At 73.1% G+C, this 26,664-nt stretch carries 24 protein-coding genes and 1 pseudogene; 12 read left to right on the top strand and 13 right to left on the bottom strand.

Going from position 1 to position 26,664, the window contains the following annotated elements; translation table 11 throughout:
* Window positions 1–334: 334 nt before the first annotated feature.
* Together OG552_RS18400 and OG552_RS18395 are read right to left on the bottom strand one after the other, a co-directional pair.
* Entirely contained in the window at window positions 335–1,291 is a 957-nt protein-coding gene (locus OG552_RS18400) for an NAD(P)H-quinone oxidoreductase (RefSeq protein ID WP_329134248.1), read from the bottom strand.
* A 72-nt stretch (window positions 1,292–1,363) separates the two neighbouring features.
* Entirely contained in the window at window positions 1,364–2,812 is a 1,449-nt protein-coding gene (locus OG552_RS18395; RefSeq protein WP_329134246.1) for an amidohydrolase family protein, read from the bottom strand.
* A gap of 201 nt (window positions 2,813–3,013) precedes the next feature.
* Here OG552_RS18395 and OG552_RS18390 point away from each other — a divergent pair, with 201 nt between their 5' ends.
* The 5 genes from OG552_RS18390 (at window position 3,014) to OG552_RS18370 (ending at window position 7,313) form a co-directional block, all read left to right on the top strand.
* Window positions 3,014–3,835, top strand: a complete 822-nt coding sequence (locus OG552_RS18390) for an IclR family transcriptional regulator domain-containing protein (RefSeq protein WP_329134243.1) — start codon at window positions 3,014–3,016, stop codon at window positions 3,833–3,835.
* Window positions 3,836–3,961: 126 nt separating this feature from the next.
* A complete protein-coding gene (locus OG552_RS18385; protein ID WP_329134241.1) occupies window positions 3,962–5,152 on the top strand; it encodes a CaiB/BaiF CoA transferase family protein in 1,191 nt (396 codons plus the stop codon).
* A gap of 73 nt (window positions 5,153–5,225) precedes the next feature.
* A complete protein-coding gene (locus tag OG552_RS18380) occupies window positions 5,226–6,089 on the top strand; it encodes a citryl-CoA lyase (protein WP_329140924.1) in 864 nt (287 codons plus the stop codon).
* Between the two features lies 1 nt (window position 6,090).
* Window positions 6,091–6,954 (top strand): extradiol ring-cleavage dioxygenase, encoded by an 864-nt coding sequence (locus OG552_RS18375; RefSeq protein WP_329134240.1) that lies wholly within the window; start codon window positions 6,091–6,093, stop codon window positions 6,952–6,954.
* A complete protein-coding gene (locus OG552_RS18370; protein WP_329134238.1) occupies window positions 6,951–7,313 on the top strand; it encodes a hypothetical protein in 363 nt (120 codons plus the stop codon). Before OG552_RS18375 ends, OG552_RS18370 begins: the two co-directional genes overlap by 4 nt.
* A gap of 80 nt (window positions 7,314–7,393) precedes the next feature.
* Here the strand turns inward: OG552_RS18370 and OG552_RS18365 are convergent, their stop codons facing one another.
* The 6 genes and pseudogenes from OG552_RS18365 to pdhA form a co-directional block, all read right to left on the bottom strand.
* Window positions 7,394–8,467 carry a potassium channel family protein gene (locus OG552_RS18365; protein ID WP_443070968.1) on the bottom strand — a complete coding sequence of 358 codons (1,074 nt, stop codon included), beginning with the start codon at window positions 8,465–8,467 and terminating at the stop codon, window positions 7,394–7,396.
* Window positions 8,464–10,131, bottom strand: a complete 1,668-nt coding sequence (locus OG552_RS18360) for a molybdopterin molybdotransferase MoeA (RefSeq protein ID WP_329134234.1) — start codon at window positions 10,129–10,131, stop codon at window positions 8,464–8,466. The genes OG552_RS18365 and OG552_RS18360 overlap by 4 nt, the downstream gene beginning before the upstream one ends.
* Window positions 10,128–11,192 (bottom strand): annotated as a pseudogene (locus OG552_RS18355) (DUF6457 domain-containing protein). The gene OG552_RS18360 and the pseudogene OG552_RS18355 overlap by 4 nt, the downstream one beginning before the upstream one ends.
* 58 nt (window positions 11,193–11,250) lie before the next feature.
* Window positions 11,251–12,804 carry a dihydrolipoamide acetyltransferase family protein gene (locus OG552_RS18350; protein ID WP_329134232.1) on the bottom strand — a complete coding sequence of 518 codons (1,554 nt, stop codon included), beginning with the start codon at window positions 12,802–12,804 and terminating at the stop codon, window positions 11,251–11,253.
* Entirely contained in the window at window positions 12,804–13,835 is a 1,032-nt protein-coding gene (locus OG552_RS18345; protein ID WP_329134230.1) for an alpha-ketoacid dehydrogenase subunit beta, read from the bottom strand. Before OG552_RS18345 ends, OG552_RS18350 begins: the two co-directional genes overlap by 1 nt.
* Window positions 13,832–14,932: a pyruvate dehydrogenase (acetyl-transferring) E1 component subunit alpha gene (gene pdhA / locus OG552_RS18340; RefSeq protein ID WP_329134228.1), complete on the bottom strand. Its 1,101-nt coding sequence runs from the start codon at window positions 14,930–14,932 to the stop codon at window positions 13,832–13,834. Before pdhA ends, OG552_RS18345 begins: the two co-directional genes overlap by 4 nt.
* A gap of 209 nt (window positions 14,933–15,141) precedes the next feature.
* Here pdhA and OG552_RS18335 point away from each other — a divergent pair, with 209 nt between their 5' ends.
* Window positions 15,142–15,624, top strand: coding sequence for an Lrp/AsnC family transcriptional regulator (locus OG552_RS18335; RefSeq protein ID WP_329134226.1), 483 nt, complete (start codon window positions 15,142–15,144; stop codon window positions 15,622–15,624).
* A gap of 5 nt (window positions 15,625–15,629) precedes the next feature.
* Here the strand turns inward: OG552_RS18335 and OG552_RS18330 are convergent, their stop codons facing one another.
* Together OG552_RS18330 and OG552_RS18325 are read right to left on the bottom strand one after the other, a co-directional pair.
* Complete coding sequence (locus OG552_RS18330; protein WP_329134225.1) at window positions 15,630–16,217, bottom strand: TetR/AcrR family transcriptional regulator; 588 nt, start codon at window positions 16,215–16,217, stop codon at window positions 15,630–15,632.
* Complete coding sequence (locus OG552_RS18325) at window positions 16,214–17,740, bottom strand: 3-hydroxyacyl-CoA dehydrogenase (protein ID WP_329134224.1); 1,527 nt, start codon at window positions 17,738–17,740, stop codon at window positions 16,214–16,216. The genes OG552_RS18330 and OG552_RS18325 overlap by 4 nt, the downstream gene beginning before the upstream one ends.
* A gap of 161 nt (window positions 17,741–17,901) precedes the next feature.
* Here OG552_RS18325 and paaN point away from each other — a divergent pair, with 161 nt between their 5' ends.
* Window positions 17,902–19,578 (top strand): phenylacetic acid degradation protein PaaN, encoded by a 1,677-nt coding sequence (gene paaN, locus OG552_RS18320; protein WP_329134222.1) that lies wholly within the window; start codon window positions 17,902–17,904, stop codon window positions 19,576–19,578.
* A gap of 27 nt (window positions 19,579–19,605) precedes the next feature.
* Here paaN and OG552_RS18315 read toward each other — a convergent pair whose 3' ends face one another.
* The 3 genes from OG552_RS18315 to OG552_RS18305 all read right to left on the bottom strand — a co-directional run bounded on the left by OG552_RS18315 (window position 19,606) and on the right by OG552_RS18305 (window position 22,533).
* A complete protein-coding gene (locus OG552_RS18315) occupies window positions 19,606–20,376 on the bottom strand; it encodes a TrmH family RNA methyltransferase (RefSeq protein WP_329134220.1) in 771 nt (256 codons plus the stop codon).
* 73 nt (window positions 20,377–20,449) lie between these two features.
* On the bottom strand, window positions 20,450–21,742 hold the full coding sequence (locus OG552_RS18310; RefSeq protein WP_329140921.1) for an HTTM domain-containing protein: 1,293 nt from the start codon (window positions 21,740–21,742) through the stop codon (window positions 20,450–20,452).
* A gap of 89 nt (window positions 21,743–21,831) precedes the next feature.
* Window positions 21,832–22,533, bottom strand: a complete 702-nt coding sequence (locus OG552_RS18305; RefSeq protein ID WP_329134218.1) for a DUF5819 family protein — start codon at window positions 22,531–22,533, stop codon at window positions 21,832–21,834.
* Window positions 22,534–22,811: 278 nt separating this feature from the next.
* On the opposite strand from OG552_RS18305, the gene paaA reads away from it, so the two are divergent.
* Genes paaA through OG552_RS18280 form a run of 5 tightly spaced genes read left to right on the top strand, consistent with a single transcriptional unit; the run spans window position 22,812 to window position 26,564 of the window.
* Entirely contained in the window at window positions 22,812–23,795 is a 984-nt protein-coding gene (gene paaA / locus OG552_RS18300; protein WP_329134216.1) for a 1,2-phenylacetyl-CoA epoxidase subunit PaaA, read from the top strand.
* The gene (gene paaB / locus OG552_RS18295) at window positions 23,792–24,100 is read left to right on the top strand and encodes a 1,2-phenylacetyl-CoA epoxidase subunit PaaB (RefSeq protein ID WP_329134214.1); all 309 of its coding nucleotides are present in this window, start codon (window positions 23,792–23,794) and stop codon (window positions 24,098–24,100) included. The genes paaA and paaB overlap by 4 nt, the downstream gene beginning before the upstream one ends.
* Before the next feature lie 50 nt (window positions 24,101–24,150).
* Window positions 24,151–24,870, top strand: a complete 720-nt coding sequence (gene paaC, locus OG552_RS18290) for a 1,2-phenylacetyl-CoA epoxidase subunit PaaC (protein WP_329140919.1) — start codon at window positions 24,151–24,153, stop codon at window positions 24,868–24,870.
* Entirely contained in the window at window positions 24,864–25,475 is a 612-nt protein-coding gene (paaD, locus tag OG552_RS18285; protein ID WP_329134212.1) for a 1,2-phenylacetyl-CoA epoxidase subunit PaaD, read from the top strand. The genes paaC and paaD overlap by 7 nt, the downstream gene beginning before the upstream one ends.
* The gene (locus tag OG552_RS18280) at window positions 25,476–26,564 is read left to right on the top strand and encodes a 2Fe-2S iron-sulfur cluster-binding protein (protein ID WP_329134210.1); all 1,089 of its coding nucleotides are present in this window, start codon (window positions 25,476–25,478) and stop codon (window positions 26,562–26,564) included.
* Window positions 26,565–26,664 lie beyond the last annotated feature (100 nt).

Raw genomic sequence — 26,664 nt, 5'->3', positions numbered from 1 at the left:
CCTGCCCGCTGCCGACCGCACACGCATCGCCTTCCGCCGAACCCTGTGTGCGTTCAGCGTCACACGAGGCGACATTTCCGGCATCCCGGACGGCGGCGCGCCCTCCGCGCGGCCACGCCCGGAAACCCCCGAACCGCCGCGGTCCCACCGGCGATCCGCCACCGCGCGGTGGCCGCACCCCCGGCCGGGCGACCATGATCCGCCGGTCGTTTCCGCCAACTCCTCGACAGGCCGCGGGACCTGCTCGGGAAGCGCGGGCGGTCCTGTGCCTCGGAGGGCCCTTCCACGGCGGTGGCGGGCGGGCCGGCCGTACCCGCCACCGCCGCCGGAAGGCTCAGATCCGCAGCAGGATCTTGCCGATGTGACCGCTCGCCTCCAGCAGGCGGTGGGCCTCGGGCGCGTCGGCCAGCGGCAGGGTGCGGTCGACCACCGGCCGTACCGCCCCCGCTTCGATCAGCGGCCAGACGTGCTCGCGTACCGCCGCCACGATGGCCGCCTTCTCGTCCAGGGGCCGGGGGCGCAGCGAGGTCGCGGCCACCGCGGCACGCTTGGAGAGCAGGACACCCAGGTTGAGTTCGGCCTTCACGCCGCCCTGGAGGCCGATGATGACCAGCCGGCCGTTGACGGCGAGGGCGTCGACGTTCCGCTGCAGGTACTTCGCGCCCATGATGTCGAGGATCACGTCCGGCGTGACGGCCTCGGTGAAGTCCTGCTCGCGGTAGTTGATCAGGATGTCGGCGCCCAGGTCACGGCATGCGGCCAGCTTCTCCGCGCTGCCGGCGGTGACCGCCACCTTCGCGCCCACCGCCTTGCCGAGCTGGATCGCCATGGTGCCGATCCCGCTGGACCCGCCGTGCACCAGCAGGGTCTCGGCGGGACGGAGATGGGCGACCATGAAGACGTTGGACCAGACGGTCGCGGTGACCTCCGGCAGCGCCGCCGCCGTGACCAGGTCGACGCCCTTGGGCACCGGCAGCAACTGCCCGGCGGGCACCACGACCTGCTCCGCGTAACCGCCGCCCGCGAGCAGCGCGCACACCTCGTCGCCCACCGCCCAGCCGCTGACCCCGGGGCCGAGCCCGGCGATCCGCCCCGAGCACTCAAGACCGGGATACGGCGGCGCACCCGGTGGCACGTGATACAGCCCCTGCCGCTGGAGGACGTCCGCCCGGTTCACGGCCGACGCCGCCACCTCGACCAGCACTTCACCGGGGCCGGGCACGGGGTCGGGCACTTCCGCCAGGACCAGCGCCTCGGGGCCGCCCGGCTCGGGAATCGTGATCGCTCGCATGCGATCGACGGTACCGGCCCCGGGGCGCGGACCCGCGGTGGGCCCGCACGCCCGCCCCGTCGTCCCTGCCGCTCAGCGGCTGTGCGTACGGCTGCTCTGGTAGTCGGTGTAGGTGTACGGGTTGTCGAGCACCTTCGTCTCGGGGATGTCGGGGTTCATCCCGCGCTCCCAGGCCTCCGCCCCGAGTTCGCCCCGCAGGTGCTCGACGGTCTCGTCGACGGTGCGGCGGGCCGCGGCCAGGTCGACCCCGACCAGCTTGCCGTCCCGCTTCACGATCCTGCCGTCGACCAGCACGGTGTGCACGTCACCGCGCTGCGCCTGGAAGGCGATGTGGCCGTGCGGGTTGAGCAGCGGGAAGGACACCGGCGAGTTGTCGTTCTTGATCAGTACGAGGTCGGCCTTCTTGCCGACCTCGACGCTCCCGAGGTCCGACTCGCGGCCCAGGGCGCGCGCCCCGCCGCGGGTGGCCCACTCCACGACCTGGTCGGCCCGCAGCGCCGCATGGGTGACGGTCTCCCCCTGGGCGTGCGCCTCGAAGTGCTCGCGGGAGCGGTCGGCGCCCAGGGTGGTGCGCATGGCGGAGAACAGGTCGCCGCTCCACCAGACGGAGGTGTCCATGGAGAGCGAGACCGGGATGCCGTAGTCGCGCAGCGTCCAGGTGGACGGGTAGCCCTGGCCCGCGCTCTGCTCGCTCTCGGTGGACACCGAAACGGAACCGCCGGTGGCGGCGATCCGGTGGTAGGAGTCGGCCGACAGCGACGAGCTGTGCACGTAGACGGTCTCGGGGGTCATGAACCCGTGCTCGTGCATGAGCCGGATGCCGTCGTCCCCGGTCGCGCCCCAGACACCGGCGTGGGTCGTCACCGCGGCGCCGAGTTCGCGGGCGACCTCGAAGGCGGGCTTCTCCGGGAAGGCGGGGTCCCCGGTGACGTCGAAGGCGATCTGGAAGCCGAGCATGTCGTCGCCGGTGATGCGGCGGGAGACGAAGTCGCGGAACTCCGGGGTGCCGGTCCAGTTGGCGGGCGCGTCCTGGATGTTGCCGTACGCGAGGACGAAGCGGCCGGGCACCGCCTGCAGGGCGTCGACGGCGGCGTCCGCGTGGTCGGGGGTCTGCAGGCCGTGCGACCAGTCGACGGTGGTGGTGACACCGGCGTCGAGCGCCTCCAGGGCGCCGAGCAGGTTGCCCGCGTAGACGTCCTGCGGGCGGAAGGTCTTGCCCCACTCCAGGTAGTACCAGACGAAGTACTGCGTGAGCGTCCAGTCGGCTCCGTAACCGCGCATGGCCGTCTGCCACATGTGCCGGTGCGTGTCGATCATCCCCGGCATCACCAGGCCGTCGCTCGCGTCGATCTCGACGGTCCCGTCGGGGACGGCCAGACCGGGACCGATGGCGGCGATGCGGTCGCCGACGACCAGGACGTCGTGGCCGGCGAGGACCTGCCGGGTGGCATCGACCGTCACTACGGTGCCACCCCGCAGCACGACCGGACGGCCCGCGGTGTCGTTGGTGGGCTGGCTCATCGCCTCACGCTCCTTCGCGCTTACGCGTACACTCGTCCGCTCTACGGACACATGCTCGTAGCGGCCACCCTCGCTCAGCCCGCGTTCGCTGTCAATGCACCTGTCGGTCCGTTCTGCGGCGTTCTGCCGGCAGGAGCGTCCGCCTCGCGGACAGCGGCGGCTACTCTTCACCGTGATGCCAGGTCGCGAGGAGGTCGTGCCATGCCACGTGAGGGAACAGGTCCCGACTTCATCGAAGCGCTCGCGCGCGGTCTTGAGGTGATCGCGGCCTTCGGGCCGAACCGCCCGGCGATGACGCTCACCGAGGTGGCCGCCGCCACCTCGCTGGCCCGCCCCACCGCCCGGCGGATCCTGCTCACCCTGGAGGAGCTCGGCTATGTCCGGGCGGCCGAACGCGGTTACCTCCTCACCCCCCGGGTCCTCGAACTCGGGGTGGCGTACGTGCGGTCCACGGGCCTGTGGGACGTCGCCCGGCCGCACCTGGAGCGGCTGTCGGCACGTACCGACGAGTCCTGCTCGATCGCCCAGCTCGACGGCTCGGACATCGTGTACGTGGCGCGGGTGTCGGTGCCGAAGATCGTGTCGCTCGCGGTGCAGATCGGCACCCGCTTCCCGGCGCTGGCGACCTCGCTCGGCAAGGTCCAGCTGGCCGCCCTGCCGCCGGACGAGCTGGCCGCGGTGCTGGCCGAGCCGAGCCGCTCCGGGCTGGTGGCCCGCTGGCAGCCGGACCCGGCCGAGCGGGACGCGGAGCTGCGCGATGTGCGGGCGCGCGGCTGGGCGCTGACCGACGAGCAGCTGACCTTGGGCATCCGGTCGGTGGCGGCCCCGCTGCGGGACGGGTCGGGCCGCGTCATCGCCGGGATCAACGTCAACTGCCATGCCGCCGAGACGACGGTGGAGCGCCTGCTCGACCACCATCTGCCGCTGCTGCTGCAGGCGGCCGGCGACATCAGCGCCGACTTCGCCCGGGTCCAGGACCTGCCGCACGTGACCGTGCCGGCCCTCCCCCAGGCGACTCCGTAGGCGGCTCCCCAGGCAGCCCCAAAGACGACCCCCAGGCGCCACGGCCCCTTGACCGGCCACCCCGCACCGGCGCAGACTCAGCAACGGACAATGGTCCGCTGTACGGACGATCGAGAGGCAAGGCTGATGCTTGACGACTCCACGGCAGAAGCGGGGCCCGCACCCGGCCCGCTGTCGGGGGTGCTGGTCGCGGACTTCTCCCGGGTCCTCGCCGGCCCTTACGCGACGATGCTCCTCGCCGACATGGGCGCCGAGGTCGTCAAGGTCGAGGGCCCGCAGGGCGACGAGACCCGCACCTGGATGCCGCCGGTACGGGACGAGGTCTCCACGTACTACCTCGGCGTCAACCGCGGCAAGCGCTCGATCGCCCTCGACCTGCGCGACGCGACCGACGCCTCGGCGGCCCGCGAACTCGCCCGCCGGGCGGACGTGATCATCGAGAACTTCAAGCCCGGCGGCCTGGCCAAGTACGGCCTGGACTACGACAGCGTCAGCGCCGCCAATCCCGGCGCCGTCTACGCGTCGATCAGCGGCTTCGGCGCAGGCGCCGGCAAGCACGTGCCCGGCTACGACCTGATGGTGCAGGCCATCTCCGGCCTGATGAGCCTGACCGGCGACCCGGACGGGCCGCCCTACCGGGCCGGGATCTCGGTCTTCGACGTGATGGCGGGCAACCACGCCGTGATCGGCATCCTCGCCGCGCTGCGCCACCGCGACGCCACCGGCCAGGGCCAGCACGTCGAGGTCAATCTGCTTTCCTCGGCGCTGACCGGACTGGTCAACCACAGCTCGGCCTACGCGGCCGGCGGCGTGGTGCCCTTCCGGATGGGCAACGCGCACCCCAGCGTCTTCCCGTACGAACCGCTGCCCACCGCCGACAACCAGCTGATCGTGGCGGCGGCCAATGACGGGCAGTTCCGCAAGCTCTGCGACGTCCTCGGCCTCCCGGACATCCCCGAGGACCCGCGGTTCGCGCACAACGCCGACCGCACCAAGAACCGCGAGGAGCTGCGCCCGATCCTGGAGGAGCGCCTGGCCACCCGCGGCGCGGTCGAGTGGTTCGAGGCCCTCACCGCGGTCGGGGTGCCCTGCGGGCCCATCAACACCATCGACGGCGGCTTCGCGATGGCGGAGCGCTTCGGGCTCGACCCCATCGTGGAGGTCGGCGAGGGCGATCGCGCGGTGCCCACCACCCGCAACCCCATCCGCTTCTCCGCCACCCCCGTCGGATACCACCGGCCCCCGCCGGAACTGGACGAGCACGGCGTCGAGCTCCGCAAGTGGCTGACCACCCCTCCGGAGGACGGCCGTGACTGACCAGCCGCAGCACGCGACGCAGCCGGCGGACGGGCCCGCGGAGGGGCCCGCGGAGGGGCCCGCGGACAAGCCAGTGGACAAGCCAGTGGACAAGCCGGTGTACGAGACCGCCCTCGGCGCGTCCTCCCTGGAGACCATCACCCTGCTCGGCCAGGACCTGGCCAAGGACGTCATGGGCACCGTCGGCTTCGGTGAGCTGGCGTTCTGGCTGGCGACGCAGCGCCGCCCGGCCCCGGGGGAGACCCGGGTCTTCGAGGCGGTCCTCGCGGCGCTCGCCGACCACGGTTTCACCCCGACCGCCATCGTCACCCGGCTCACGTACCTGTCCGCGCCCGACTCGGTGCAGGGCGCGCTCGCCGCCGGCCTGCTCGGCGGCGGGTCCCGGTTCCTGGGCGTCACCGAGGACTGCGGCCGCTTCCTGCACGACGTACTGACCTCCGTCGAGGGCCCGCTGCCGGACGACGACGCCGGATGGGACGCCCTGGCCCTGCGGACGGTGACGGCCCGCCGGGAAGCGCGCGCCTTCATCCCCGGCCTCGGCCACCACGTCCACAAGCAGGGGGACCCGCGCACCCCGCGGCTGCTGCAGATCGCCGCCGAGGAGAATCTGTACGGCCCGCACCTGTCGCTCTTCGCCGCGATCGGCCGAGTGCACCCCCAAGTCCTCGGCCGGACGCTGCCGCTCAACGGCGCCGGCGTCTGCGGCGCCGCCCTGGCCGACCTCGGCCTGCCGCTGGAACTGCTGCGCGGCTTCGCGCTGCTGGCCCGCACCGCCGGGCTGATCGGCCAGCTCGCCGAGGAACTGCGCCACCCCGTCGCCAACGACATCTTCCTGTCGGTGGACCTCAACAACCGGTCCGTCGCCCCTGATCCCATCTCCCCGAGCAGCACTGATCTCGGACGCCCGACGGCGGCCGACCGAACCGAGGAGGGCTGAGATGGCCGAGCTGGTCGCGGTGATCGCGTCCACCCACCATCCCTTCTACTACCGCACCAGCACCTCGACCGGAGCGGACCGCCCGCCCTTCGCCGACGAGTGGGTCCGCAAGATCGAGGCGTTCCGGGAGACCCTCACCCGGGCCCGCCCCGATGTGCTGGTGATGGTCGGCTCCGACCACTTCCACCAGCTGTGGCTGGACAACATGCCGCAGTTCCTGGTCGGCAAGGCCCCGTTCTACGACGGGAACTTCTACAACGAGGAACGCGAGTTCGGGCTGCCGAAGATGCTGCTCAAGGGCCACGAGGAGCTGTCGGCCCATCTGCTGCGCGAGGGCCTGGACGCCGGCTTCGACCTGGCGTTCTCCAACGAGCTGCGGATCGACCACTCGATCACCTGCCCGATCATCACCCTGCGGCCCGAGGCCGACCTTCCGATCGTGCCGGTCTACACCAACATCTTCGCCCCGCCGATGCCGCAGCCGAAACGGTTCGTCCAGCTCGGCAGGGCCATCCGGGAGATGATCGAGTCCTGGCCGTCGGACCAGCGGGTCGCGGTGATCGGGACCGGGCACCTGTCGCTGGAGCTGGGCGGCCCGCGCCAGTTCGGGCCGCACGGGCCCGACCCGGAGTTCGACCGGAAGGCGGTCGGCTGGATCGCCGGCGGCGACATCGAGGAGTGCCTCGGCGAGGTCAGCCTGGACAGCCTCCACCTGCCGGGCAACGCCACCCATGGGTTCATGGACTTCATGCTGATGATGGGAGTCGCCGGCGAGGGCCGGAAGGCCGACTACGTCGACACCCTGGACCTGTTCCACACCATGGAGGCCTACTTCACCTGGTACCCGAACGGAGGTCCCGAGTGAGCAAGTACCTGCTGAACAAGTTCCTCTACACCGTCGACCGCGACCCCGAGCTGGTGGAGCGCTACCGCGAGGACCCGGCCGGCGCCGTCACCCAGTGGGAGGCCGAGCACGCCAACCGCCTGCTCAACTGCATCAGCGGCGAGGCCACCACCTGGCTGGCGTTCGACGACACCGAGCGGGCCGCGCTGATCGGGCACGACTACCCCAAGCTCTTCGAGCTGGGCGCCCATCCGTTCCTCACGCTGACGCTCTTCATCGGCATGTTCGAGCGCGACTACCCAGAACCGCTGGCGTTCCAGCTGGAGTACGCCGCACGCGTGGCGCACTTCGAGATGCCGTACCCGGACATCTCCACCTGAGTCCGGCGGCCTCTGCTCTCAGCCGTCAGCCCTCTGCCCTCTGCCCTCAGCCCTTAGCCTCCGCCGTGCCGGTCCGGGCCTCACGCGCCCGGATCGGTACGCGGCCGGCCCGGTCCCGATCGGCAGATCGCGATCACCCGGTCGGTGGCCTGCAGCGGGGTCGCCTCCTGCGCGTCGTGGTCGAGCAGCCGGTGGCCGCGCTTCACCGAGACCACCAGATCGGCCAGGTCACGCGGTGACTTGCCGACCTCCGCCCGGGTCACCGGCCGTTCGATGAGATCGAGGCCGCTGCCGTACGTGATCAGGTCGTCCATCACCCGGCCGGCGCTCGGGCTGATCATCGACAGCCCGAGCAGCCGCCCGGCCGCGCTGGAACTGGTGATGACCGCGTCGGCGCCCGACTGCCGCAGCAGCGGGGCGTTCTCCTCCTCGCGGACCGAGGCGATGATGTGGGCGCGCTTGTTGAGCTGGCGGGCGGTGAGGGTGACCAGGACCGCGGTGTCGTCCCGCTGCGCGGCGATGACGATCTCCTTGGCCCGCTCCACCTCGGCGCGCAGCAGGACGTCGTTACGGGTCGCGTCGCCGGTGACGCCGACGAAGCCCTCGTCGGCTGCGGACTGGACCACCTTGGGGCTGGTGTCCACCACGACGATCCGGTTGCGCGGGATGCCCCGCCCGATCAGCGTCTGCGCAGCCGAGCGGCCCTTGGTGCCGTATCCCACGATCAGCACGTGATCGCGCAAGGTGCTCCTCCAGCGTTTGAGGCGGTACTGCTCCCTGGTGCGCTCGGTCAGCACCTCCAGGGTGGTGCCGACCAGGATGATCAGGAAGATCACTCGCAGCGGCGTCAGCAGGAAGGCGTTGGTCAGCCGCGCGGTCGTGCTGTACGGCACGATGTCGCCGTAACCGGTCGTCGAGAGCGACACCGTGGAGTAGTAGAGCGCGTCGACGAACGTCAGGGAACCGCCCGCGTTGTCGTGGTAGCCGCCGCGCCCCGCGTAGACGATGACCACGGTGACGACCAGGACCAGCACGGCCAGCAGCAGCCGGCGCGCCACCTGGAGCAGCGGTCCCGCGGCGGGGCGCGGGAAGTACACGCGGCCCGAGCCCCTTGCCCCCCGGTCGGCCGCCGCGTCGCGGGTCGGAAGCCTCACCCGCCGCTCCCCCAGGCCGGGCCGAGCAGCCCGGTGTCGAGTACGGCCGTCTCCTGTCCTGCACGGGCGCCGCCCGGCGGGATCACCGCCATGCCGTCGGCGGCGGCCAGGCCGCGCAGCATCGCCGGGCCGGCGAAGTGCAGCGGCCGGGCGGCGGACTCGTCGTCGAAGACCACCGGAACGAGCCGGGTGTCCACCGGGTGCCCCGGGACGTCCGCGGTGAGCGGCGCCGCATAGGGCGCGGGGACGGGCCGGCCGCCCAGGGTGCGCAGCAGGGGCGCCACCAGGGTGAGCACCCCGGAAACGGCGGCCAGCGGATTGCCGGGCAGGCCGATCAGGAACGGTCCCACGGCGCCTGCGGCACGGGTCCCGCCGGGCGCCGCGGCGGGCAGTTCGGCGAGCACCATGGGGTGGCCCGGGCGTACGGACACCCCGTCGACCAGCAGTTTCGCGCCGATGGCGGCGAGCACGGGGTGGACGTGGTCGACCGGGCCGCCCGCGGTGCCACCGGTGGTCACGATCAGGTCGGCGGTGCTCGCGGTGACGGCCTCGCGCAGGGCTTCGGCGTCATCGACCAGGCGCCGTACCGTGGTCACTTCGGCGCCCAGGGCGCGGAGCCAGGAGGGCAGCATGGGGCCCAGCGCGTCGCGCACCCGGCCCTTGCGCGGCAGCCCGTGGTCGAGCAACTCGTCACCGAGCACCAGCATCTCGACCTTCGGCCGGGCGGTGACGGTCAGTTCGTCGTAGCCGGACGCCGCCGCGAGACCGAGTACGGCCGGGGTCACCACGGTGCCGGCCGGCAGCAACTCGTCGCCGCTGCGGCACTCCTGGCCGCGCCGCCGCACCTCCTGGCCGGGCCGGGGCGCGAACCGCGGCTCCAGCACCCGGAGCCATTCCCCGTCGGTCCGCCGCTCGGTCCTGCCGTGCTCGCTGCGCAGGACGGCGACCGCGCCGGGCGGCAGTACGGCGCCGGTGGCGATCCGGGCCGCGTGGCCGTCGAGCAGCGGCTCCGGGGTGCCCTGCCCGGCGAGCAGCCGGCCTTTCAGCCGCCAGGGACCGGCGCCCGCCACCGCCCAGCCGTCCATCGCGGAGGAGTCGAAGGAGGGCAGGTCGGTGAGCGCCACCAGTCCCCTGGCGAGCGCGGAACCGAGGGCTTCGTCGCCCAACGGCGTGGTCCGCGGGGCGAGTCGGCGCCCCGCCTGCCGGGCGATCCGCCGGGCGTCGGGCCAGGGGGTGTCCCGGGGGTGCGGGGGGTGGGGCGGGGAGTGGGGCGCGGGCGGGGCGTACGGCGCGGGTGCCGGGCCACGGGCGCCGCCTTCCCGGGGCTCGCGGGTCCGCGGGGGCGCCTCGGCGGGCTCGTCGCAGCCGTGCCGGAGGGCGACGGACAGGGCGTCCAGGGGGGCGGGCGGGTGCGCGGGGGGCGTGGGGCGGGCCGAGGTGGAGGGGGGTGCGGTGGGGGGTGGTGGGGGCGCGGGGCGGGCCGGCGGGGAGGTGGGCGTGGGGCGGGCCGGCGCGGCCTGCGGGGTGTCGCTCAGGCCGAGGGCCACGGACAGCGGGTCGTTGGCGGCGCGGGGGCGCCGGTCGGTGGCCGCCCGGCGGTCGTTGGCGAGCGCGAGGGCGTCGTCCAGGGCGCGGTCGGCGGCGTCACCGCCCGGGGCGGTCATCGCCCCGGGTCCGCTTCGCCACCGGGCCGCGTGCTTCTGCCGCCCGTGCCCGGTGCCGCGGCCGGACCGGCGTCGCTGACCGCCGCATCCTGCCCGGCCTCCTCGGCCCAGCGCAGCGCCAGCGCGGCGGCCTTCGCCGCCGCCTCCCGTACCGCTTCGGCGCCGCCGCCCGCGCTCGCCGCCGCATAACCCACCAGGAAGGTGGTCAGCGGCGCGGCCGGCCGGGCCACGCCGTGCGCGGCGTCCCGGGCCAGGTCGAGCAGGACGCCGGTGTCCACGTCCAGGTCGATGCCCAGTTCGTTCTTGGCTGCTGCGATCCATTCGTCCAACACAGGCCCTATGCTCCCCGATCCGTGGCCCGCCACCGGGCAGGCTCACCCTCACCCTTGGCCCGCGGTGCCCAGCCGGGCCCGGGCCGCCGCCACGTCCTCCCAGGTGTCGCAGTCGAAGGACGCCTCCCCGCTCGGGTCCGCGATCCTGCGCAGGGCGAGTTCTCCCGTCAGCAACCGCAGCGGCAGCCCGGCCAGGCCGCCGTGCTCGGCGCCGAGCAGGGCGAGTTCGCGCCGCAGCGGCTCGGTCCGGTACGCCGCCGCGAGCGGCTGGTCCCGTCCGCCGCCGTCCGCCAGCATCACTCCTTCCCAGCGCGCACCGACTTCCTCCCCCTGCTCCCTGCGCGCATCCTCCGGCCCGTCCTTCCGCTCGTCCGGCGCCGCGGTGAGCGCCTCGACGAGCGTGTGCACGGTGTCCGCGGTCAGGAACGGCAGGTCCGCGGCGAGCACCAGCACCACCTCGGGGCTTTCGTGGCTGGGCGGCAGGGCGGCGAGGCCGGCGGCGAGCGCGGGCAGCGGGCCGCCGCCCGCCGGCTCCTCCCGGGTCCACCGCACCGGGCGGACGGTCGGGCGGCGCGGCCCCACGACGACCGTGCTGCCCGCGCCGGCGCACGCCGCCAGCACCCGGTCGAGCAGCATCCGGCCGCCGACCGGCAGCGCGGGTTTGTCGGCGCCGCCGAGCCGCCTGGCCGCGCCGCCGGCGAGCACCACCGCGTCGTAGCTCCTCGTCATGCCCGCGAGTATGCCCCGGCCGCGTTCCGGCGTGATGCCCCGGTGCTCACCGCGGCGGTCACACCGCTGAGAGCAGCACCGCCGGATTCTCCACGCAGTCGGCCACGAACCGCAGGAAGCCGCCCGCGGTGCCGCCGTCGCACACCCGGTGGTCGAAGGTGAAGGAGAGCTGCACCACCTGGCGTACGGCCAGTTCCCCCTGGTGCACCCACGGCTTGGCCACGATCCGGCCGACCCCGAGCATCGCCGCCTCCGGGTGGTTGATGATCGGCGTGGAACCGTCCACCCCGAAGACCCCGTAGTTGTTCAGGGTGAACGTCCCGCCGGTCAGCTCGCCCGGCGTCAGCGACCCGGCCCTGGCCGCATCCGTGAGCCGGCGGATCTCCGCCGACAGCCCGGCCGTGGTCCTGGACTGCGCGTCCCGGACCACCGGCACCACCAGTCCGCGCTCGGTCTGCGCCGCGAAGCCGAGGTGCACGGCGGGCAGCCGAATGATCTCGTTCCGCCCGGTGTCCACCGTGGCGTTGAGCTCCGGATGGCGGGCCAGCGCGGCCGTGGTGATCCGGGCGAAGAACGCGAGTACCGATATCCGGCCGGCGCCGGCGGCCTGCCCGGCGGCGTTCATCGCCGCCCGCGCGGCCAGCAGTTCGGTGGCGTCCGCGTCCACCCAGCAGGTGGCGTCCGGGATCTCCCGGCGGCTGCGGCTGAGCTTCTCCGCGACGGCGCCGCGCATGCCGCGCAGCGGGACCCGTTCCGCGCCCTCCCGGCCGAGGGCGGAGGCCGGGGCCGCCGGCGCGGAGACCGTCTCCTGAAGCCGGTCCGCGGCGAGCCCGTCGGCGGTGAACCGGTCCGCAGTCAACCGGTCCGCGGTGAACCCGTCGGCGGTGAGCCCATCCGCCGTGAACCGGTCGGCGGCGAGCCCGTCAGCCGTGAGCCCGCCCGCACGGAGCCCATCCGCGACCGGCCCATCCGCGGCGGGCCCGTCAGCGGTGACCGGACCGCCCGCGGTGACCGACCCGTCCGCCGTCCGTTCGACATCGGCGCGCAGGATCAGTCCGTCCGGGCCGGTGCCGCGCACCGACCGCAGGTCGAGGCCCCGCTCCCGGGCCAGCCGCCGGACCAGCGGAGAAATCACCGCGACCGGTCCGCCGTCCGGGTGAGCGGCCGCCGGCACACCCTGCGGCGAGCGGCCGTCGGCCGCGGTGACCGTGACCGGTTCACGGGCCACCACCGCGCTGACCGCCCGTACCCGGTTGCGGCGGCGGGTCGTCGCCGGACCCGTGCCATAGCCGACCAGCACATTGCCCGAGCCCTCCTGCGCGGAGCCGCCACCGTCGCCGGCGGGCTCCTGGCCGGCGCCGGCGTCCTGACCGACCGCGACCGTCACCAGCGGGCGGCCGACCGCCAGCGTCTCGCCCTCGGCGCCGAAGCGTGCGGTGACCACCCCGCCGTAGGGGCAGGGCACTTCCACCACCGCCTTGGCCGTCTCCACCTCGACCACCGGCTGGTCGACGGCCACGACATCGCCGACCCGCACCAGCCAGCGGACGATCTCCGCTTCCGTGAGCCCTTCGCCCAGGTCGGGCAGGGTGAACTCCTTGACCGCGGCCATCACCCCTCCTCCCACTGCAGGCGTCCCACGGCGTCGAGAATGCGGTCGACACCGGGCAGGTGGTGCCGTTCCAGCATCGGCGGCGGGTAGGGAATGTCGAATCCGGCCACGCGCAGCACCGGCGCCTGAAGGTGGTGGAAGCAGCGTTCGGTGATCCGGGCGGCGATCTCCGCGCCGATCCCGCCGAAGCCGGCCGACTCGTGGACCACGACCGCGCGCCCGGTGCCGCGGACCGCCGCCGCGACCGTCTCCTCGTCGAAGGGCACCACACTGCGCAGATCCATCACGCCGAGGTCCCAGCCCTCCTCCTCGGCCGCCTCGGCCGCCTCCAGGCAGACCGGCACCGAGGGGCCGTAGGTGACGAGGGTGGCGGTGCGGCCGGCGCGGCGCACCACGGCCCGGCCGATCGGCTCGACCTCGGCCGGCGCCTGCGGGGACCAGTCGGCCTTCGACCAGTACAGCCGCTTCGGCTCCAGGAAGACCACCGGGTCGTCGGAGGCGATGGCGGCCCGCAGCAGCCCGTAGGCGTCCGCCACCGTCGCCGGGGTGACCACGTGCAGCCCGGGGGTGTGGGCGTAGTAGGCCTCGGAGGAGTCGCTGTGGTGCTCCACACCGCCGATCCCGCCGCCGTAGGGGATCCGGATGGTGATCGGCAGCGGGAGGGTGCCACGGGTGCGGTTGCGCATCCGGGCGACGTGGCTGACCAGCTGCTCGAAGGACGGATAGGCGAAGGCGTCGAACTGCATCTCGACGACCGGCCGCAGCCCGTACATCGCCATGCCGACGGCGGTGCCGAGGATGCCTGCCTCGGCGAGCGGGGTGTCGGTGCAGCGGTCCGCGCCGAACTCCGCGGCGAGGCCGTCGGTGATCCGGAAGACGCCGCCCAGGGTGCCGACGTCCTCGCCGAGCACATGGACGGCCGGGTCGGCGCTCAAGGCGTCGCGCAGTGCCCGGTTGAGCGCCTGGGCCATGGTGGCGGGCTTGCGGGCGGGGGTCGCGGCGCGGCCGTCCGGCCGGGTGGCGGTGGTCATGACTGCCGCTCCGCTTCCAGTTCGGCGCGCAGTTGCGCTTCCTGGGCGCGCAGCTGCTGGGTGGGCTCGGCGTAGACGTGCGCGAAGAGCTCCATGGGGTCGGGGGCAGGGTCGGCGTTCATCCGTTCCCGCAGCGCGGCGGCCATGGCCTCGGCCTCGTCGGTGACGGTCTGCCGCAGCGTGTCGTCCAGCAGACCGCGCCCGGTCAGCTCGTCCTCCAGCAGGGTGACGGGGTCGTGCGCGCGCCAGGCGGCGACTTCGCTGTCCTGGCGGTAGCGGGTGGCGTCGTCGGCGTTGGTGTGGGCGTCGATGCGGTAGGTGACCGCCTCCACCAGGGTGGGGCCGCCCCCGTCGCGGGCCCGCTCGACCGCCTCGGTGAGCACCTGGTGCACGGCGGCCACGTCGTTGCCGTCCACGAGCCGGCCCGGCATGCCGTAGCCGACCGCCTTGTGGGCCAGGGTCGGGGCGGCGGTCTGCTTGGCCAGCGGGACGGAGATCGCGAAGCCGTTGTTCTGGACCAGGAAAACGACTGGCGCCTGCCAGACGGCCGCGAAGTTGAGCGCCTCGTGGAAGTCGCCCTCGCTGGTGCCGCCGTCGCCGACAAGGGCGAGCGCCACCACGTCGTCGCCGCTGAGCCGGGCGGCGTGCGCGAGTCCGACGGCGTGCGGCAACTGGGTGGCCAGCGGGGTGCTGAGCGGCGCCACCCGTTCGGCGCGCGGGTCGTAGCCGGTGTGCCAGTCGCCGCGCAGCAAGGTGAGCGTCTGGACCGGGTCCACCCCGCGGGCCACCACGGCGAGGGTGTCGCGGTAGCTGGGGAAGAGCCAGTCCTGGGGGCGCAGGGCGAGGGCCGCGGCCACCTGACACGCCTCCTGGCCGGTGCTGGACGGGTAGACGGCGAGCCGGCCCTGCTTGGTGAGCGCGGTGGCCTGCTGGTTGAAGCGCCGGCCGCGGACCAGTTGCCCGTACAGCGTGCGCAGCCGGTCCGGGTCGAGCCGGGCGGCGGCGGGGGTGCCGAGCAACCGGTACGGCTCCGGGTCGGGCAGCAGCGGCTCGGCATCGGTGCGGGGGCGCCAAGCAGGGGTGTCCAGCACGGTCATCGCGAGCACCTCCTTGTGGTCGGCGACCGGGCACCGGCGTTTCGGCGTTCCGGTCGGGCAGTCGATCGGGCGTGAGCGGGTCCCGCTCTCCCAACCGATTGTTCGGTCGACGGAGGCATTTTGGCTACGGGGTGGTTCCGCCTGTGGACAAACGGTTCTGCACAGCCTGAGATGGAGCCAGTACGTCCATGGTATGGAGCTTCCGGGGGATGGCGAGCGAACAGATGGCTGATGAGGAACCAACGGTCCGACCTCTTGACCAGATCGACCGCACGATCCTGCGGATGCTCCAGGAGGACGGCCGGGCGTCGATACGCTCCGTGGCCGAGCGCGTACACGTCTCGCGGGCGAATGCCTACGCGCGGATCAACCGGCTGATCGAGGACGGAGTGATCCGAGGTTTCACCGCGCGGGTCGACCACGAGCGCGCCGGCCACGGACTCTCCGCCTACATCACGCTCAAGATCGTCCAGAACTCCTGGCGGACGGTCAGGGAGAAACTCATCACTCTTCCGGGTGTCGTCCATATTGCCCTGGTAAGTGGTGATTTCGATGTGCTGCTGCTCGTGCACACGGTCGACAACCGCAGTCTGCGCGAACTCGTCCTCACCCGGCTGCAGGCGATCGAGGAAGTGCTCAGCAGCCGTACCCTCCTCGTCTTCGAGGAGACCGACCTGGCGATCGGCGACTGAGCCGGTTACCTGCGCAGCCCGTCGAACGCCAGCCGCACGACGGCGTCCGCGACCTGCCGGCCGTCCACCGCGCCCGCGCCGTCGGGCCGGTACCACTCCACGATCGAGTTGATCATCCCGAAGAGCAGCCGGGTGGCCAGCCGTGGTTCGACGTCCGCGCGCAGATCGCCCTCGGCCACCGCCGCCTTCAGCAGGGCGGAGACCCGCTGGTCGAACTCCCTGCGGCGCTCCATGGCCCACCGCTCGGTTGTGGTGTTCCCGCGCACCCGCAGCAGCAAGGTGACGTACGGAAGCTCCGCCATCAGCACCTCGGTGGTGCGGCGGGTGACGTACTCCAGGCGCTCCACTGCCCGCCCGTCGACCGCCCCGCGCTCCTCCAGGATGCCGAACAGGCCCTCCAGCGCCCGTCCCACCGCCCTGTTGAGGAGTTCCTCCTTGCCGCGCACATGGTGGTAGATCGAGGACTTGGAGATGCCCGCCGCCTGGGAAAGGTGCTCCATCGAGGTGCCGTCGTAGCCGCGCTCGTTGAAGACCCGCACCGAGACGGCGAGCAGCGAATCGGGCGTGTAGGTGTCGCGCTTGGGCATGGTCATGAGGAGATCACACCTTCGGCCGCCGCCGCACGCCGCCTGAGTTCGGCGCAGGGAGCGTACCGGCCGGTGGGGTACCAGGCGTGCAGGGCGTCGAGCAGATCACGCACATAGGTCACCGAGACGCGCTGGCCCCACTCCAGCGGCCCCAGCGGGTAATTGACGCCCAGCCGCATCGCGGTGTCCACGTCGTGCCCGGAGGCGACCTCCCTGGCGACCGCGTCGACCGCCAGGTCAACCAGCAGGGCGACGGTCCGCGCCACCACCATGCCGGGCACGTCCCTGATGACGCTGACCTTCTTGCCCATCGCCTGGAACAGGCCGGTCGCCTGGGCCACGGCGTCGGCGTGCACCCCGGCCGAGGGCGCGATCCCGATCCGCGTGGCGGCGCGGTAGTCAAGCGCCAGGTCGAACGTGACGGCCGGCGCCCCCGGTGGCCGCCCGTCGGCCAGGTGGAGCGGTGTCCCGGCGGGAAGGACGATCACGCCGGCGCGCTGACGCGGGTCTCCGTCCGGGTGCCGCCCCTGGCGCACCTCGATCCCGGACTCCCGGGCCAGTTCTGTCACTTCACGGGCCGGTCCGAGGTCGCCGGTCACCGTGATGAAGGCGGGAGCCGAGGTGGGTTCCGCGTTGTGCGGCTCGGGGGCCGGCGCGGCGCCCTCCTGGTAGGAGAACCAGCCGCGGCCGGACTTGCGGCCGAGCCGGCCCGACTCGACCAGACGGCGCTGGGCCAGCGACGGCGTGAACTTCGGGTCGTGGAAGAACGCCTCCCACACCGAGCGGGTGACGGCCTCATTGACGTCCTGGCCGATCAGGTCCATCAGCGCGAAGGGCCCCATGGCGAAACCGCCGCACTCGTGCAGCAGCGCGTCGATGGTGGCGGGGTCGGCGGCGCGTTCCTCGTAGACCCGCAGCGCCTCGGCGTAGAAGGGCCGCGCGACCCGGTTGACCAGGAAGCCCGGGGTGTCGGTGCAGCGCACCGGGATCTTGCCCCAGGAGGCCGCGGTGTCATAGGCGGTGGTGACCGCCGCCGCCTCGCCGGCCGCGCCCGCGACGACCTCGACCAGCGGCATGAGGGGCGCCGGGTTGAAGAAGTGCAGGCCGACGAGGCGACCGGGCAGCCGCAGCGCTCCGGCCACCGCGGTGACCGAGAGCGAGGAGGTGTTGGTGGCCAGCAGGCAGTCGTCGGCGACGACCGCTTCGAGGCCGGCGAAGAGCCGCTGTTTGACGGCGAGGTCCTCGACCACGGCCTCCACCACCAGACCGGCGCCGGCCAGTTCCGCCACGGTCTCGGCGGGAGTGAGCCGGGCCAGCGCCGCCTTCAGCTCGGCCGCGCCGAGCCGGCCCTTGACCACCAGCCTGTCGAGCCGCCCCGCGACGGTGTCCACGGCGGCCTGCGCCCGGCCTGGCACCGCGTCGTGCAGACGCACCGGGTGGCCCGCCAGCAGGGCGACCTGCGCGATTCCCTGGCCCATGGTGCCCGCGCCGACGACGGCCACGGTGCTGCTGCGGTCAAGTGCGCTCACGGTTGCCACGACTCCTCGCCCGTTTGTCCCCGCACCGTCCCGCTGTGCCGATGCGGCGAAGTTGTCCACAGGCCGGGGACGTCCACCTTGTCCCGACCGAACATTCGGTTAATCTAGCGGTGTCCCCACCACCCAGCCCAGCTCGACGAGGAGTTGGTCCCATGCCCGCCGATCTCTCCACCGCGCTCTTGACCGAACGCCATCGCGGCACCCTCGACAAGGCGCTGGAGGCCATCAGCACCCGTGCGTACTGGACGCCCTACCCCGAACACCCCAAGGCGTACGCGGACGCCGAGGCCGGCAAGGCGGCGTTCGACGCCCTGCTCGGCCACCGATTCGCGTTGGACCAGCCCGGCATCGACGCGTGGACGGGCGGCGAGCGGTCGCCGTACGGCATCGAGCTGGGTATCGAGTATCCGCACCCCGATCCGGACGTGCTGCTGCCCGCGATGCGCGCCGCCGTGCCCGCCTGGCGGGACGCGGGACCCGAGGTCCGGGCCCTGGTCTGCCTGGAGATCCTGTCGCGGATCAACGCCAGGACGCACGAGTTCGCGCACGCGGTGATGCACACCTCCGGCCAGGCGTTCACCATGGCCTTCCAGGCGGGCGGCCCGCACGCCCAGGACCGCGGCCTGGAGGCGGTCACCTACGCGTACGCGGAGCAGATCCGCACCCCGCAGGACGCCGCATGGGTGAAACCGCAGGGCAAGCGGGACCCGATCGCCCTGCGGAAGTCCTTCACCGCGGTGCCCCGCGGCATCGGCCTGGTCATCGGCTGCAACACCTTCCCGACCTGGAACGGCTATCCGGGGCTCTTCGCCTCGCTCGCCACCGGAAACGCGGTGCTGGTCAAGCCGCATCCGCGGGCCGTGCTGCCGCTGGCGCTCACCGTGTCCGTCGCCCGCGAGGTGCTGGCCGAGGCCGGCTTCCCGCCCGATCTGGTGAGCCTCGCCGCCGACCGGCCCGGTGAGGGCCTGGCCAAGACCCTCGCGGTCCGCCCGGAGATCCGCATCGTCGACTACACCGGCTCCACCGCCTTCGGCGACTGGCTGGAGGCCAACGCGCGGCAGGCGCAGGTCTACACCGAGAAGGCCGGCGTCAACACCGTGGTGGTGGACTCCACCGACGACTACCGCGGCATGCTCGCCAATCTCGCCTTCTCGCTCTCCCTCTACAGCGGCCAGATGTGCACCACCCCGCAGAATCTGCTGATCCCCAGGGACGGCATCAGCACCGACGCGGGACCCAAGTCGTACGACGAGGTGGTCGCCGACCTCGCCGCCGCGGTGGACGGGCTGCTCGGTGACGACACCCGGGCCAACGCGCTGCTCGGCGCCCTGGTCAACCCGGAGGTCAAGGCACGGCTCGACGCCTCCCCCAGGATAGGAGATGTGGCGCTCGCCTCCCGCACGATCGCGCACCCCGACTTCCCGGACGCGGTGGTCCGCACGCCCGCGATGATCAAGCTCGACGGTGCCAAACCGGACGCCGAGGCGGCCTTCATGTCCGAGTGCTTCGGCCCGGTCTCCTTCGCGGTGGCGGTGGACTCCACCGGCGACGCCGTGGAATTGCTGCGCCGCACGATCCGCGAGAAGGGCGCCATGACGGTCGGCGGCTACACCACCTCACCGGAGGTGGAGCGGCAGTTGGAGGAGGTCTGCTGGGAGGAGTGCGCCCAGCTCTCGCTGAATCTCACCGGCGGCGTCTACGTCAACCAGACCGCGGCCTTCTCCGACTTCCACGGCTCGGGCGGCAATCCGGCGGCCAACGCGGCGCTCTGCGACGGTGCGTTCGTCGCCAACCGCTTCCGGACGGTGGAGGTGCGGCGGCCGGCCTGACGGCGTCCGCGCCTGGGGCGTCCCGCCTCAGGGGCGCCCCGGGACCAGCGGGGAGCGGGAGGTGGCCGACCAGTGGTAGAGCGCCATCCCGACGCTGGTGGCGAGGTTGTAGCTGGAGACCCGGGCCCGCATGGGCAGCGCCACCAGCGCGTCCGCCCGGGACCGCAGCTCGTCGGAGACTCCGTGCCGCTCCGAGCCGAAGACGATCAGAGCGTCGTCGGGCAGTTCGGCGCCCCGCAGATCGGCGCCTTCCGGGTCGAGGACCCAGAGCGGGCCGGGCGGCAGCACGCCGGGGGTGCGGTGCTCCACCGCCGTGGCGTAGTGCAGACCGGCGCCGGACCGTACGACGTTGGGATGCCAGGGGTCGAGGTCACCGGTGGTGACGACCCCGGTGACGCCGAACCCCGCGGCGAGCCGGACGACCGCGCCGACATTGCCCAGATTGCGCGGCTGGTCCAGCACGACGACCGGCGCCCGGCGGGGCAGAGCGGCCAGCACGGCCAGATTGGCTGCCCGGTCACGGCGGGCGGCGAGCGCGGCCACCGCGGTGGGGTGCACCCGGGTGACCAGACCGCGCAGCACCGCGGCGGACACCTCGGTGAGCCGGTCGGTGAGCTGTCCGGTCAGATCGGGCGCCAGTTCGGCGGCCAGCCGCAGCGTGGCGGCCTTGTCGGTGGTGACCGCGACGGCCACGTCGCCGCCGAAACGCAGGGCGTGCTTCAGGGCGTGGAAGCCGTCCAGCAGCACCGCGGCCGGGGCGGCCTCGCGCCAGCGCCGTACGGCCTCGTCCTCGGTCATGGGCGTCAGCCTACGGGGCGGACCGGTGCGCTCCGGTCCGCCCGCCGTTCGCCGCCGGACCCGGCGAGGCCGGTCAGGGCACCGTACTGGGCGGGGGCGGCCCGACCAGGGGTTCCGCGGCGCCCGGCGCCCGCTGCGGGTGGATCACCGCGCCCTTGGGCCTGGGAGCCGGCACCAGGCGTACGGCCTGCCTGCCGAGCCAGCGCAGGAAGCCGGTCGGCAGGAACACCGCGTCGGCGGCGATCATCGCGAGCGAGAAGAAGGGCAGGCCCAGCACGATGGCGATCGAGGCATGCTCCAGCATCATGGCGCACAGCAGCACGTTCTTCACCCGGCGGTTGAAGAGGGTGAAGGGGAAGGCGACCTGGACGATCACGGTGCCGTACGAGATCAGCATGACCATGACGTCGCTGCCGGCCAACGCGTGCGACTGCGACAGCGCCGGCCAGGGGGAGAAGTCGTCCAGGTGGAGCGGGTAGTAGATCGCGGTGCCGTCCTGCCAGCGGCTGCCCTGGATCTTGTACCAGCCGGCCGTGGAGTAGATCAGGCAGACCTCGGCGCAGATCACCAGCATCGCGCCGTTGTGGACGACGTTGCCCATGATGTCGAGCACCGTGCGCGGCTCACCGGGGGCGTAGCGCCGTACCGCCCACCACACCGCCTGGCCGGCCCAGCAGGCCCAGAAGATCAGCGCCCAGCCGGTGCTGAGCTTGCCGGCGAGCGAGGCGGCGATCAGGGCGGCGCCGAGCACCGTCCACAGGGCGATGCCGACCGGGTCGAGATCCCTGGCGCGCCCGGCGGTCCGCGCGATCTGCCGCGACTTCCCGGCCGGCGCGGTGGGCGCGACCGGCCCGAGCGGTTCGCCTTCCGCCGGCATGTCCCCTTCCGGCGTCTCTTCTGCCGCCGCCTGCCGCCGCGCCCGGCGGCGGTCGAGGGACCAGACCTGCCCGCAGCGGGTGAAGGCGAGGTAGATGGCCATGATGTGGATGACGTTGTCGCCTCCGTCACCCACGTAGACGCTGCGGTTCTGCAGGGAGAGCACGCCCACCATGAAGAGCAGCGCGGAGGTCCGGGTCCGCCAGCCCAGCAGCAGGGTGAAGCTCGCGACGACGGCGAGCGCGTAGACCAGCTCGAACCACGCCCTGCTGTCGCTCCACATCAAGACGCTGAAGGCGTGGTTGCCGGCGATGATCTGCCGGGCCAGGTCGAGGCCCCAGGGACTGCCCGGGCCGTACAGCTCGTCCCGGTGCGGGAACTCACGCAGCAGGAAGAGCAGCCAGGTGAGCGCGAAGCCGATCCGTACGATCGCGCTCTGGTACGGGCCGAGCGCCGTCTCGGTGGCCCGGCGCAGCCCGCGGGAGATCATCCGGTCGAGGCCGAGGCCGAAGCCCGCGAAGGGGGAGGCGCCCTCGGCGAGTTCGGGGGCGGCGGCGGAAGCGTGACTCTGCGGGGCGCTCACGAGGCGGTCTCCTGCCCGGACGGCGTGGTCGAGGTGGCGGGCGCGGAACCGCTCGCAGGCGCGCTGTCGACGTTCCACCAGGGGAGCACGCGGTACTGGGTGCTCGTGGCGGTCGAACCGGCGATCCAGGACGGCTGCGGGACCGGGGTGGTGGCCGCGCGGGCCTGGATGCGGACGACGTCACCGCCGTTGAGCCGGGGACCGAAACGCTTCTGCAGGATCCGCTGGAGGTACTCGCGGCTGATCTCGCTCCGGTTGCTCGCCGTGGGCTGCTCCTGCTGGTCATGGGTGTCGGTGTAGAAGCCCCAGGCGCGGCGGAGCTCGTTCTGCTGGGTGTGGCTGGGTATCGGGTCGTGGCGCATGGCCGAGATGTCCATTCCGGTCATGTCGACCCAGCCGGTGGCGACCACGGCCCCGCCGGGCTTGCGCACCTCGGCGCGGGCCTGGATGTGGACGTTCTGCTGCAGGGGGTCCGGAGCGAAGAGCTTCCAGTTCTGCTCGAACTCCGGGTAGATGTAGTCGTTGACCGCGGTCGCGTGTTCCTTGCTGAGCGTGTTCGATGGCGCTACGTGCAGGAACACCATGCCGAGATGGAGCAGCGCCCCCACGGTGACGGCGCCGACCGTGGCCGCGACGGCTATCCGCCCGGGCAGCGACAGCGCCGCCACCCGGGGCGGCGGCCCCTGCGTTGACTGCATCGTTTCTCCGCTCTCGCCCGCTGCCCGGCTCCCGGCTGCCGCGCAGCACGCTACCCACCCGGAGCTCCGGCGGTGACCTTACCGAGTTATCCACAGGCTCAGGAATGGCTTGACACCCCTTCTCACGCCCTCGACCATGGAATGAACCGAACGATCGGTCGGTCGGGACGCCCGGACCGACGGAAACGGCCGGGCCGGCCTGCCTGAGCCGAGCTGTCCGGCACGGACCAGAGCCGCCCGGAGCCGGCCGGGCCCAGTGATGGAGAGGGAGGTATCCGATGACGACCACGGCGCAGCTCCCGGCGACCGCAGCGGCGGGGCAGGGGACCGACCAGGACGCCCTGGCGGCGGACTTCGACGCCGCGGTGGCCGCGGACGCCCGGATCGAGCCCCGCGACTGGATGCCGGACGCCTACCGGGCCACCCTCATCCGCCAGATGGCTCAGCACGCCCACTCGGAAATCATCGGCATGCAGCCCGAGGCCAACTGGATCAGCCGGGCGCCCTCGCTGCGCCGCAAGGCGATCCTGATGGCCAAGGTCCAGGACGAAGCCGGCCACGGCCTCTACCTCTACAGCGCCGCCGAAACCCTCGGCGTGAGCCGGGACGAACTGCTGGACAAGCTGCACGCGGGCCGCCAGCGGTACTCCTCGATCTTCAACTACCCCACCTTGACCTGGGCGGACGTCGGCGCCATCGGCTGGCTGGTGGACGGCGCCGCGATCACCAACCAGGTCCCGCTCTGCCGCTGCTCCTACGGTCCGTACGCGCGGGCCATGGTGCGGATCTGCAAGGAGGAGTCCTTCCACCAACGGCAGGGGTACGAGTCGCTGCTCGCTCTCAGCCGCGGGACCGAGGCCCAGCACGCCATGGCCCAGGACGCGGTGAACCGCTGGTGGTGGCCGTCGCTGATGATGTTCGGCCCGCCGGACGACGAGTCCGCGCACTCCGCCCAGTCCATGGCGTGGAAGATCAAGCGGCACTCCAACGACGAGCTGCGGCGGCGCTTCGTGGACATATGCGTCCCGCAGGCCGAGGCGCTCGGCCTCACGCTCCCCGACCCGGAGCTGCGGTGGAACGAAGCGCGGGGCGGTTACGACCACGGGCCGATCGACTGGGCCGAGTTCCAGGAGGTGCTGCGGGGCAACGGGCCGTGCAACGACCAGCGGCTGGAACGGCGCCGGGCCGCCCACGAGGAAGGCGCCTGGGTACGGGACGCGGCCGTCGCCTATGCGGCCAAGCACAAGGAGGCAGGGGCATGAGCGGGAGCGACGCCGGTCCGGCCGGCACCGAGTGGCCGATGTGGGAGGTCTTCGTCCGCAGCCGCCGCGGGCTCAGCCACAGTCACGCCGGCAGTCTGCACGCGCCCGACGCGGAAATGGCCCTGCGCAACGCCCGTGACCTCTACACCCGGCGCGCGGAAGGCGTCTCGATCTGGGTGGTGCCGTCCACCGCGGTCACGGCCTCCTCCCCCGACGAGAAGGACCCGTTCTTCGCGTCCGCCGCCGACAAGCCGTACCGGCACCCGACCTTCTACGAGATCCCGGAAGGGGTGAAGCACCTGTGACCGCCACCGGAACATCCCGCACGGCGCCCGGCGAGACCGGAGTGGCCGGCCTGACGGGCTCCGCCGCGGCCGCCGCCCGGGCGCTCGGCGACGACGCCCTGGTGCTCGCCCAGCGGCTGGGGGAGTGGGCCGGGAACGCGCCGGTGCTGGAGGAGGACGTCGCGCTGACCAATATCGCACTCGACCTGCTCGGCCAGGCCCGCACCCTGCTGTCACTCACCGGCGACGAGGACGAGCTGGCGTTCCTCCGCGAGGAGCACGAATTCCGCAATGTGCAGCTGGTGGAGCAGTCCGGCGGGGACTTCGCCGGCACCATCGCCCGCCAGCTGTACTTCTCGGTGTATCAGGAGCTGCTCTACGCCGGGCTGGCCGCCGCACCGTCCGGTGCCCTCGCGCCGCTGGCCGCGAAGGCGGTCAAGGAAGTGGCCTATCACCGTGACCACGCCGAGCAGTGGACACTGCGCCTCGGCGACGGCACCGAGGAGAGCCACCGCCGGATGCAGCGAGCACTGGACGGCCTGTGGCGGTACACCGGCGAGTTGTTCGCGCCGCTCGACGGACTGGACGTGGAGCTGCCCGCGCTGCGCGAGCCGTGGCTGGAACGGGTCACCGCGGTGGTGCGGCGGGCCACGCTGACGGTGCCGCAGGGGCCGGACCACGTCCCCTGGTCGGCCGGTGCGGGCCGGCAGGGAGTGCACACCGAGCCGTTCGGGCGGCTGCTGGCCGAAATGCAGTATCTGCACCGTGCCCACCCGGGGGCGACATGGTGACCGCACCCGCAGGACCCGCCGGCACGGCCGCTCCCGCCGGACCCGCCGCACCCGGAGCCGGAGCCGGATCAGCCGGTACGGCCGCCTCCGCCGCGCCGACCGCACTGGAGCGGGAGCTGCTGCGGCTGGCCGGCGCCGTGCCCGACCCCGAGCTGCCGGTGATCTCCCTGGCCGAGCTGGGCGTGCTGCGCGGCATACGGCTGCTCGGTCCCGGCCGGGTGACGGTGGAGCTGACGCCGACCTGGACCGCCTGCCCGGCGATCGACACCATGGCCGCCGACGTCACCGAGGTGCTGAAGGCACACGGCGTCGCCGAGGTGGAGGTCCGTACCGTGCTGTCGCCGGCCTGGACGACGGACGAGATCAGCCCGGAGGGCCGCCGCAAGCTCGCCGAGGCCGGGGTGGCACCCCCGCGCCACAGGTCCCCGGCCGCCGCGGCGCCCGCGGGCTCTGCCGGCCCGGTGGCGCTGGAACTCGGCATCCGCTGTCCGCACTGCGGCTCGACCGACACCCGGCTGCTGAGCCGCTTCTCGTCCACCGCGTGCAAGGCGCTGCGCCGCTGCGAGTCCTGCCGCGAGCCGTTCGACCACTTCAAGGAGGTGTGAATGTTCCATCCGCTCCGGGTGGCGGAGGTCCGCCCGCTCACCGACGACTCGGTGACCATCTCCTTCGAGGTTCCCGAGGAACTCCGCGCCGCGTATCGCTACGCGCCGGGCCAGCACATCGCGATCCGCCGCCGGGTGGCCGGCGGCGAGGTCCGGCGGACGTACTCGCTCTGCGACCCCGTTCCCGGGGAGCCGGCGGCCGGCGGTCCCGGCGGGTCCACCGCCGGGCCGCGCCGGCTGCGGGTGGGGGTGCGGCTGGTGGAGGACGGGGAGTTCTCCACGTACGCCCTCAAGGAACTGCTGACGGGCGACGTGCTGGACGTGATGCCCCCGGCGGGCAGGTTCGTGCTGGAACCGCGGCCGGGGCGGTTCGCCGCGGTGGTCGGCGGCAGCGGCATCACCCCGGTGCTCTCCCAGATCGGCACGGTGCTGGCGCGGGAGCCGAAGGCGGCCTTCTGCCTGATCCGCAGCGACCGTACGGCCGCGTCCACGATGTTCCTGGAGGAGGTGGCGGACCTCAAGGACCGGTGGCCGGACCGGTTCCAGCTGGTCTCCGCGCTCTCCCGGGAGGAACAGCAGGCCGGGCTGCCCTCGGGCCGGCTCGACGCGGACCGGCTGACCGCGCTCCTCCCGGCGCTGCTGCCGGTGCCGGCCGTGGACGGCTGGTATCTCTGCGGACCGCTGGGACTGGTGAGTGCGGCCGAGCACGCCTTGCGGATCCTCGGGGTGCCCCGCTCCCGGGTCCACCAGGAGATCTTCCATGTGGACGAGCCGCCGCCGGTCCCGGTGCCGGCGGCGGGACCACGGGCCGACGGCGGCACCGTACGGGCGACGCTCGGCGGCCGGGCCGGCAGCTGGTCAGCGGCGGCCGGGGAGTCGGTCCTGGAGACCGTGCTGCGAAACCGGTCCGACGCTCCGTATGCCTGCAAGGGCGGGGTGTGCGGGACCTGCCGGACCAAGCTGGTCGCGGGCGAGGTGCGGATGGACCGCAATTTCGCGCTGGAACCTGAGGAGACCGGGGCGGGCTATGTGCTCGCGTGCCAGTCCCACCCGGTGACGGAGGTCGTGGAGGTCGACTTCGACGCCTGAGCCGCCCGAGCCGGGCGGACCGCCGGACGGACGGCCGGCCGGGCGGACCCGCCGCACGGCCGGTCCGCCCGGCTCCGGCCTCCCACGTCCGGGGCCCGGC

It is taken from the genome of Streptomyces sp. NBC_01476, from assembly GCF_036227265.1.
Taxonomy (GTDB): domain Bacteria; phylum Actinomycetota; class Actinomycetes; order Streptomycetales; family Streptomycetaceae; genus Actinacidiphila.
This window is presented reverse-complemented; position numbering and strand designations above follow the sequence as displayed.

Bases quoted from the DNA above. Each gene is read 5' to 3' on its own strand.
- OG552_RS18400 (WP_329134248.1), bottom strand. From the start codon at position 1,291: ATGCGAGCGATCACGATTCCCGAGCCGGGCGGCCCCGAGGCGCTGGTC.
- OG552_RS18395 (WP_329134246.1), bottom strand. From the start codon at position 2,812: ATGAGCCAGCCCACCAACGACACCGCGGGCCGTCCGGTCGTGCTGCGG.
- OG552_RS18390 (WP_329134243.1), top strand. From the start codon at position 3,014: ATGCCACGTGAGGGAACAGGTCCCGACTTCATCGAAGCGCTCGCGCGC.
- OG552_RS18385 (WP_329134241.1), top strand. From the start codon at position 3,962: ATGCTTGACGACTCCACGGCAGAAGCGGGGCCCGCACCCGGCCCGCTG.
- OG552_RS18375 (WP_329134240.1), top strand. From the start codon at position 6,091: ATGGCCGAGCTGGTCGCGGTGATCGCGTCCACCCACCATCCCTTCTAC.
- OG552_RS18360 (WP_329134234.1), bottom strand. From the start codon at position 10,131: ATGACCGCCCCGGGCGGTGACGCCGCCGACCGCGCCCTGGACGACGCC.
- OG552_RS18350 (WP_329134232.1), bottom strand. From the start codon at position 12,804: ATGGCCGCGGTCAAGGAGTTCACCCTGCCCGACCTGGGCGAAGGGCTC.
- OG552_RS18345 (WP_329134230.1), bottom strand. From the start codon at position 13,835: ATGACCACCGCCACCCGGCCGGACGGCCGCGCCGCGACCCCCGCCCGC.
- pdhA (WP_329134228.1), bottom strand. From the start codon at position 14,932: ATGACCGTGCTGGACACCCCTGCTTGGCGCCCCCGCACCGATGCCGAG.
- OG552_RS18335 (WP_329134226.1), top strand. From the start codon at position 15,142: ATGGCGAGCGAACAGATGGCTGATGAGGAACCAACGGTCCGACCTCTT.
- OG552_RS18330 (WP_329134225.1), bottom strand. From the start codon at position 16,217: ATGACCATGCCCAAGCGCGACACCTACACGCCCGATTCGCTGCTCGCC.
- paaN (WP_329134222.1), top strand. From the start codon at position 17,902: ATGCCCGCCGATCTCTCCACCGCGCTCTTGACCGAACGCCATCGCGGC.
- OG552_RS18315 (WP_329134220.1), bottom strand. From the start codon at position 20,376: ATGACCGAGGACGAGGCCGTACGGCGCTGGCGCGAGGCCGCCCCGGCC.
- OG552_RS18310 (WP_329140921.1), bottom strand. From the start codon at position 21,742: ATGATCTCCCGCGGGCTGCGCCGGGCCACCGAGACGGCGCTCGGCCCG.
- OG552_RS18305 (WP_329134218.1), bottom strand. From the start codon at position 22,533: ATGCAGTCAACGCAGGGGCCGCCGCCCCGGGTGGCGGCGCTGTCGCTG.
- paaA (WP_329134216.1), top strand. From the start codon at position 22,812: ATGACGACCACGGCGCAGCTCCCGGCGACCGCAGCGGCGGGGCAGGGG.
- paaB (WP_329134214.1), top strand. From the start codon at position 23,792: ATGAGCGGGAGCGACGCCGGTCCGGCCGGCACCGAGTGGCCGATGTGG.
- paaD (WP_329134212.1), top strand. From the start codon at position 24,864: ATGGTGACCGCACCCGCAGGACCCGCCGGCACGGCCGCTCCCGCCGGA.
- OG552_RS18280 (WP_329134210.1), top strand. From the start codon at position 25,476: ATGTTCCATCCGCTCCGGGTGGCGGAGGTCCGCCCGCTCACCGACGAC.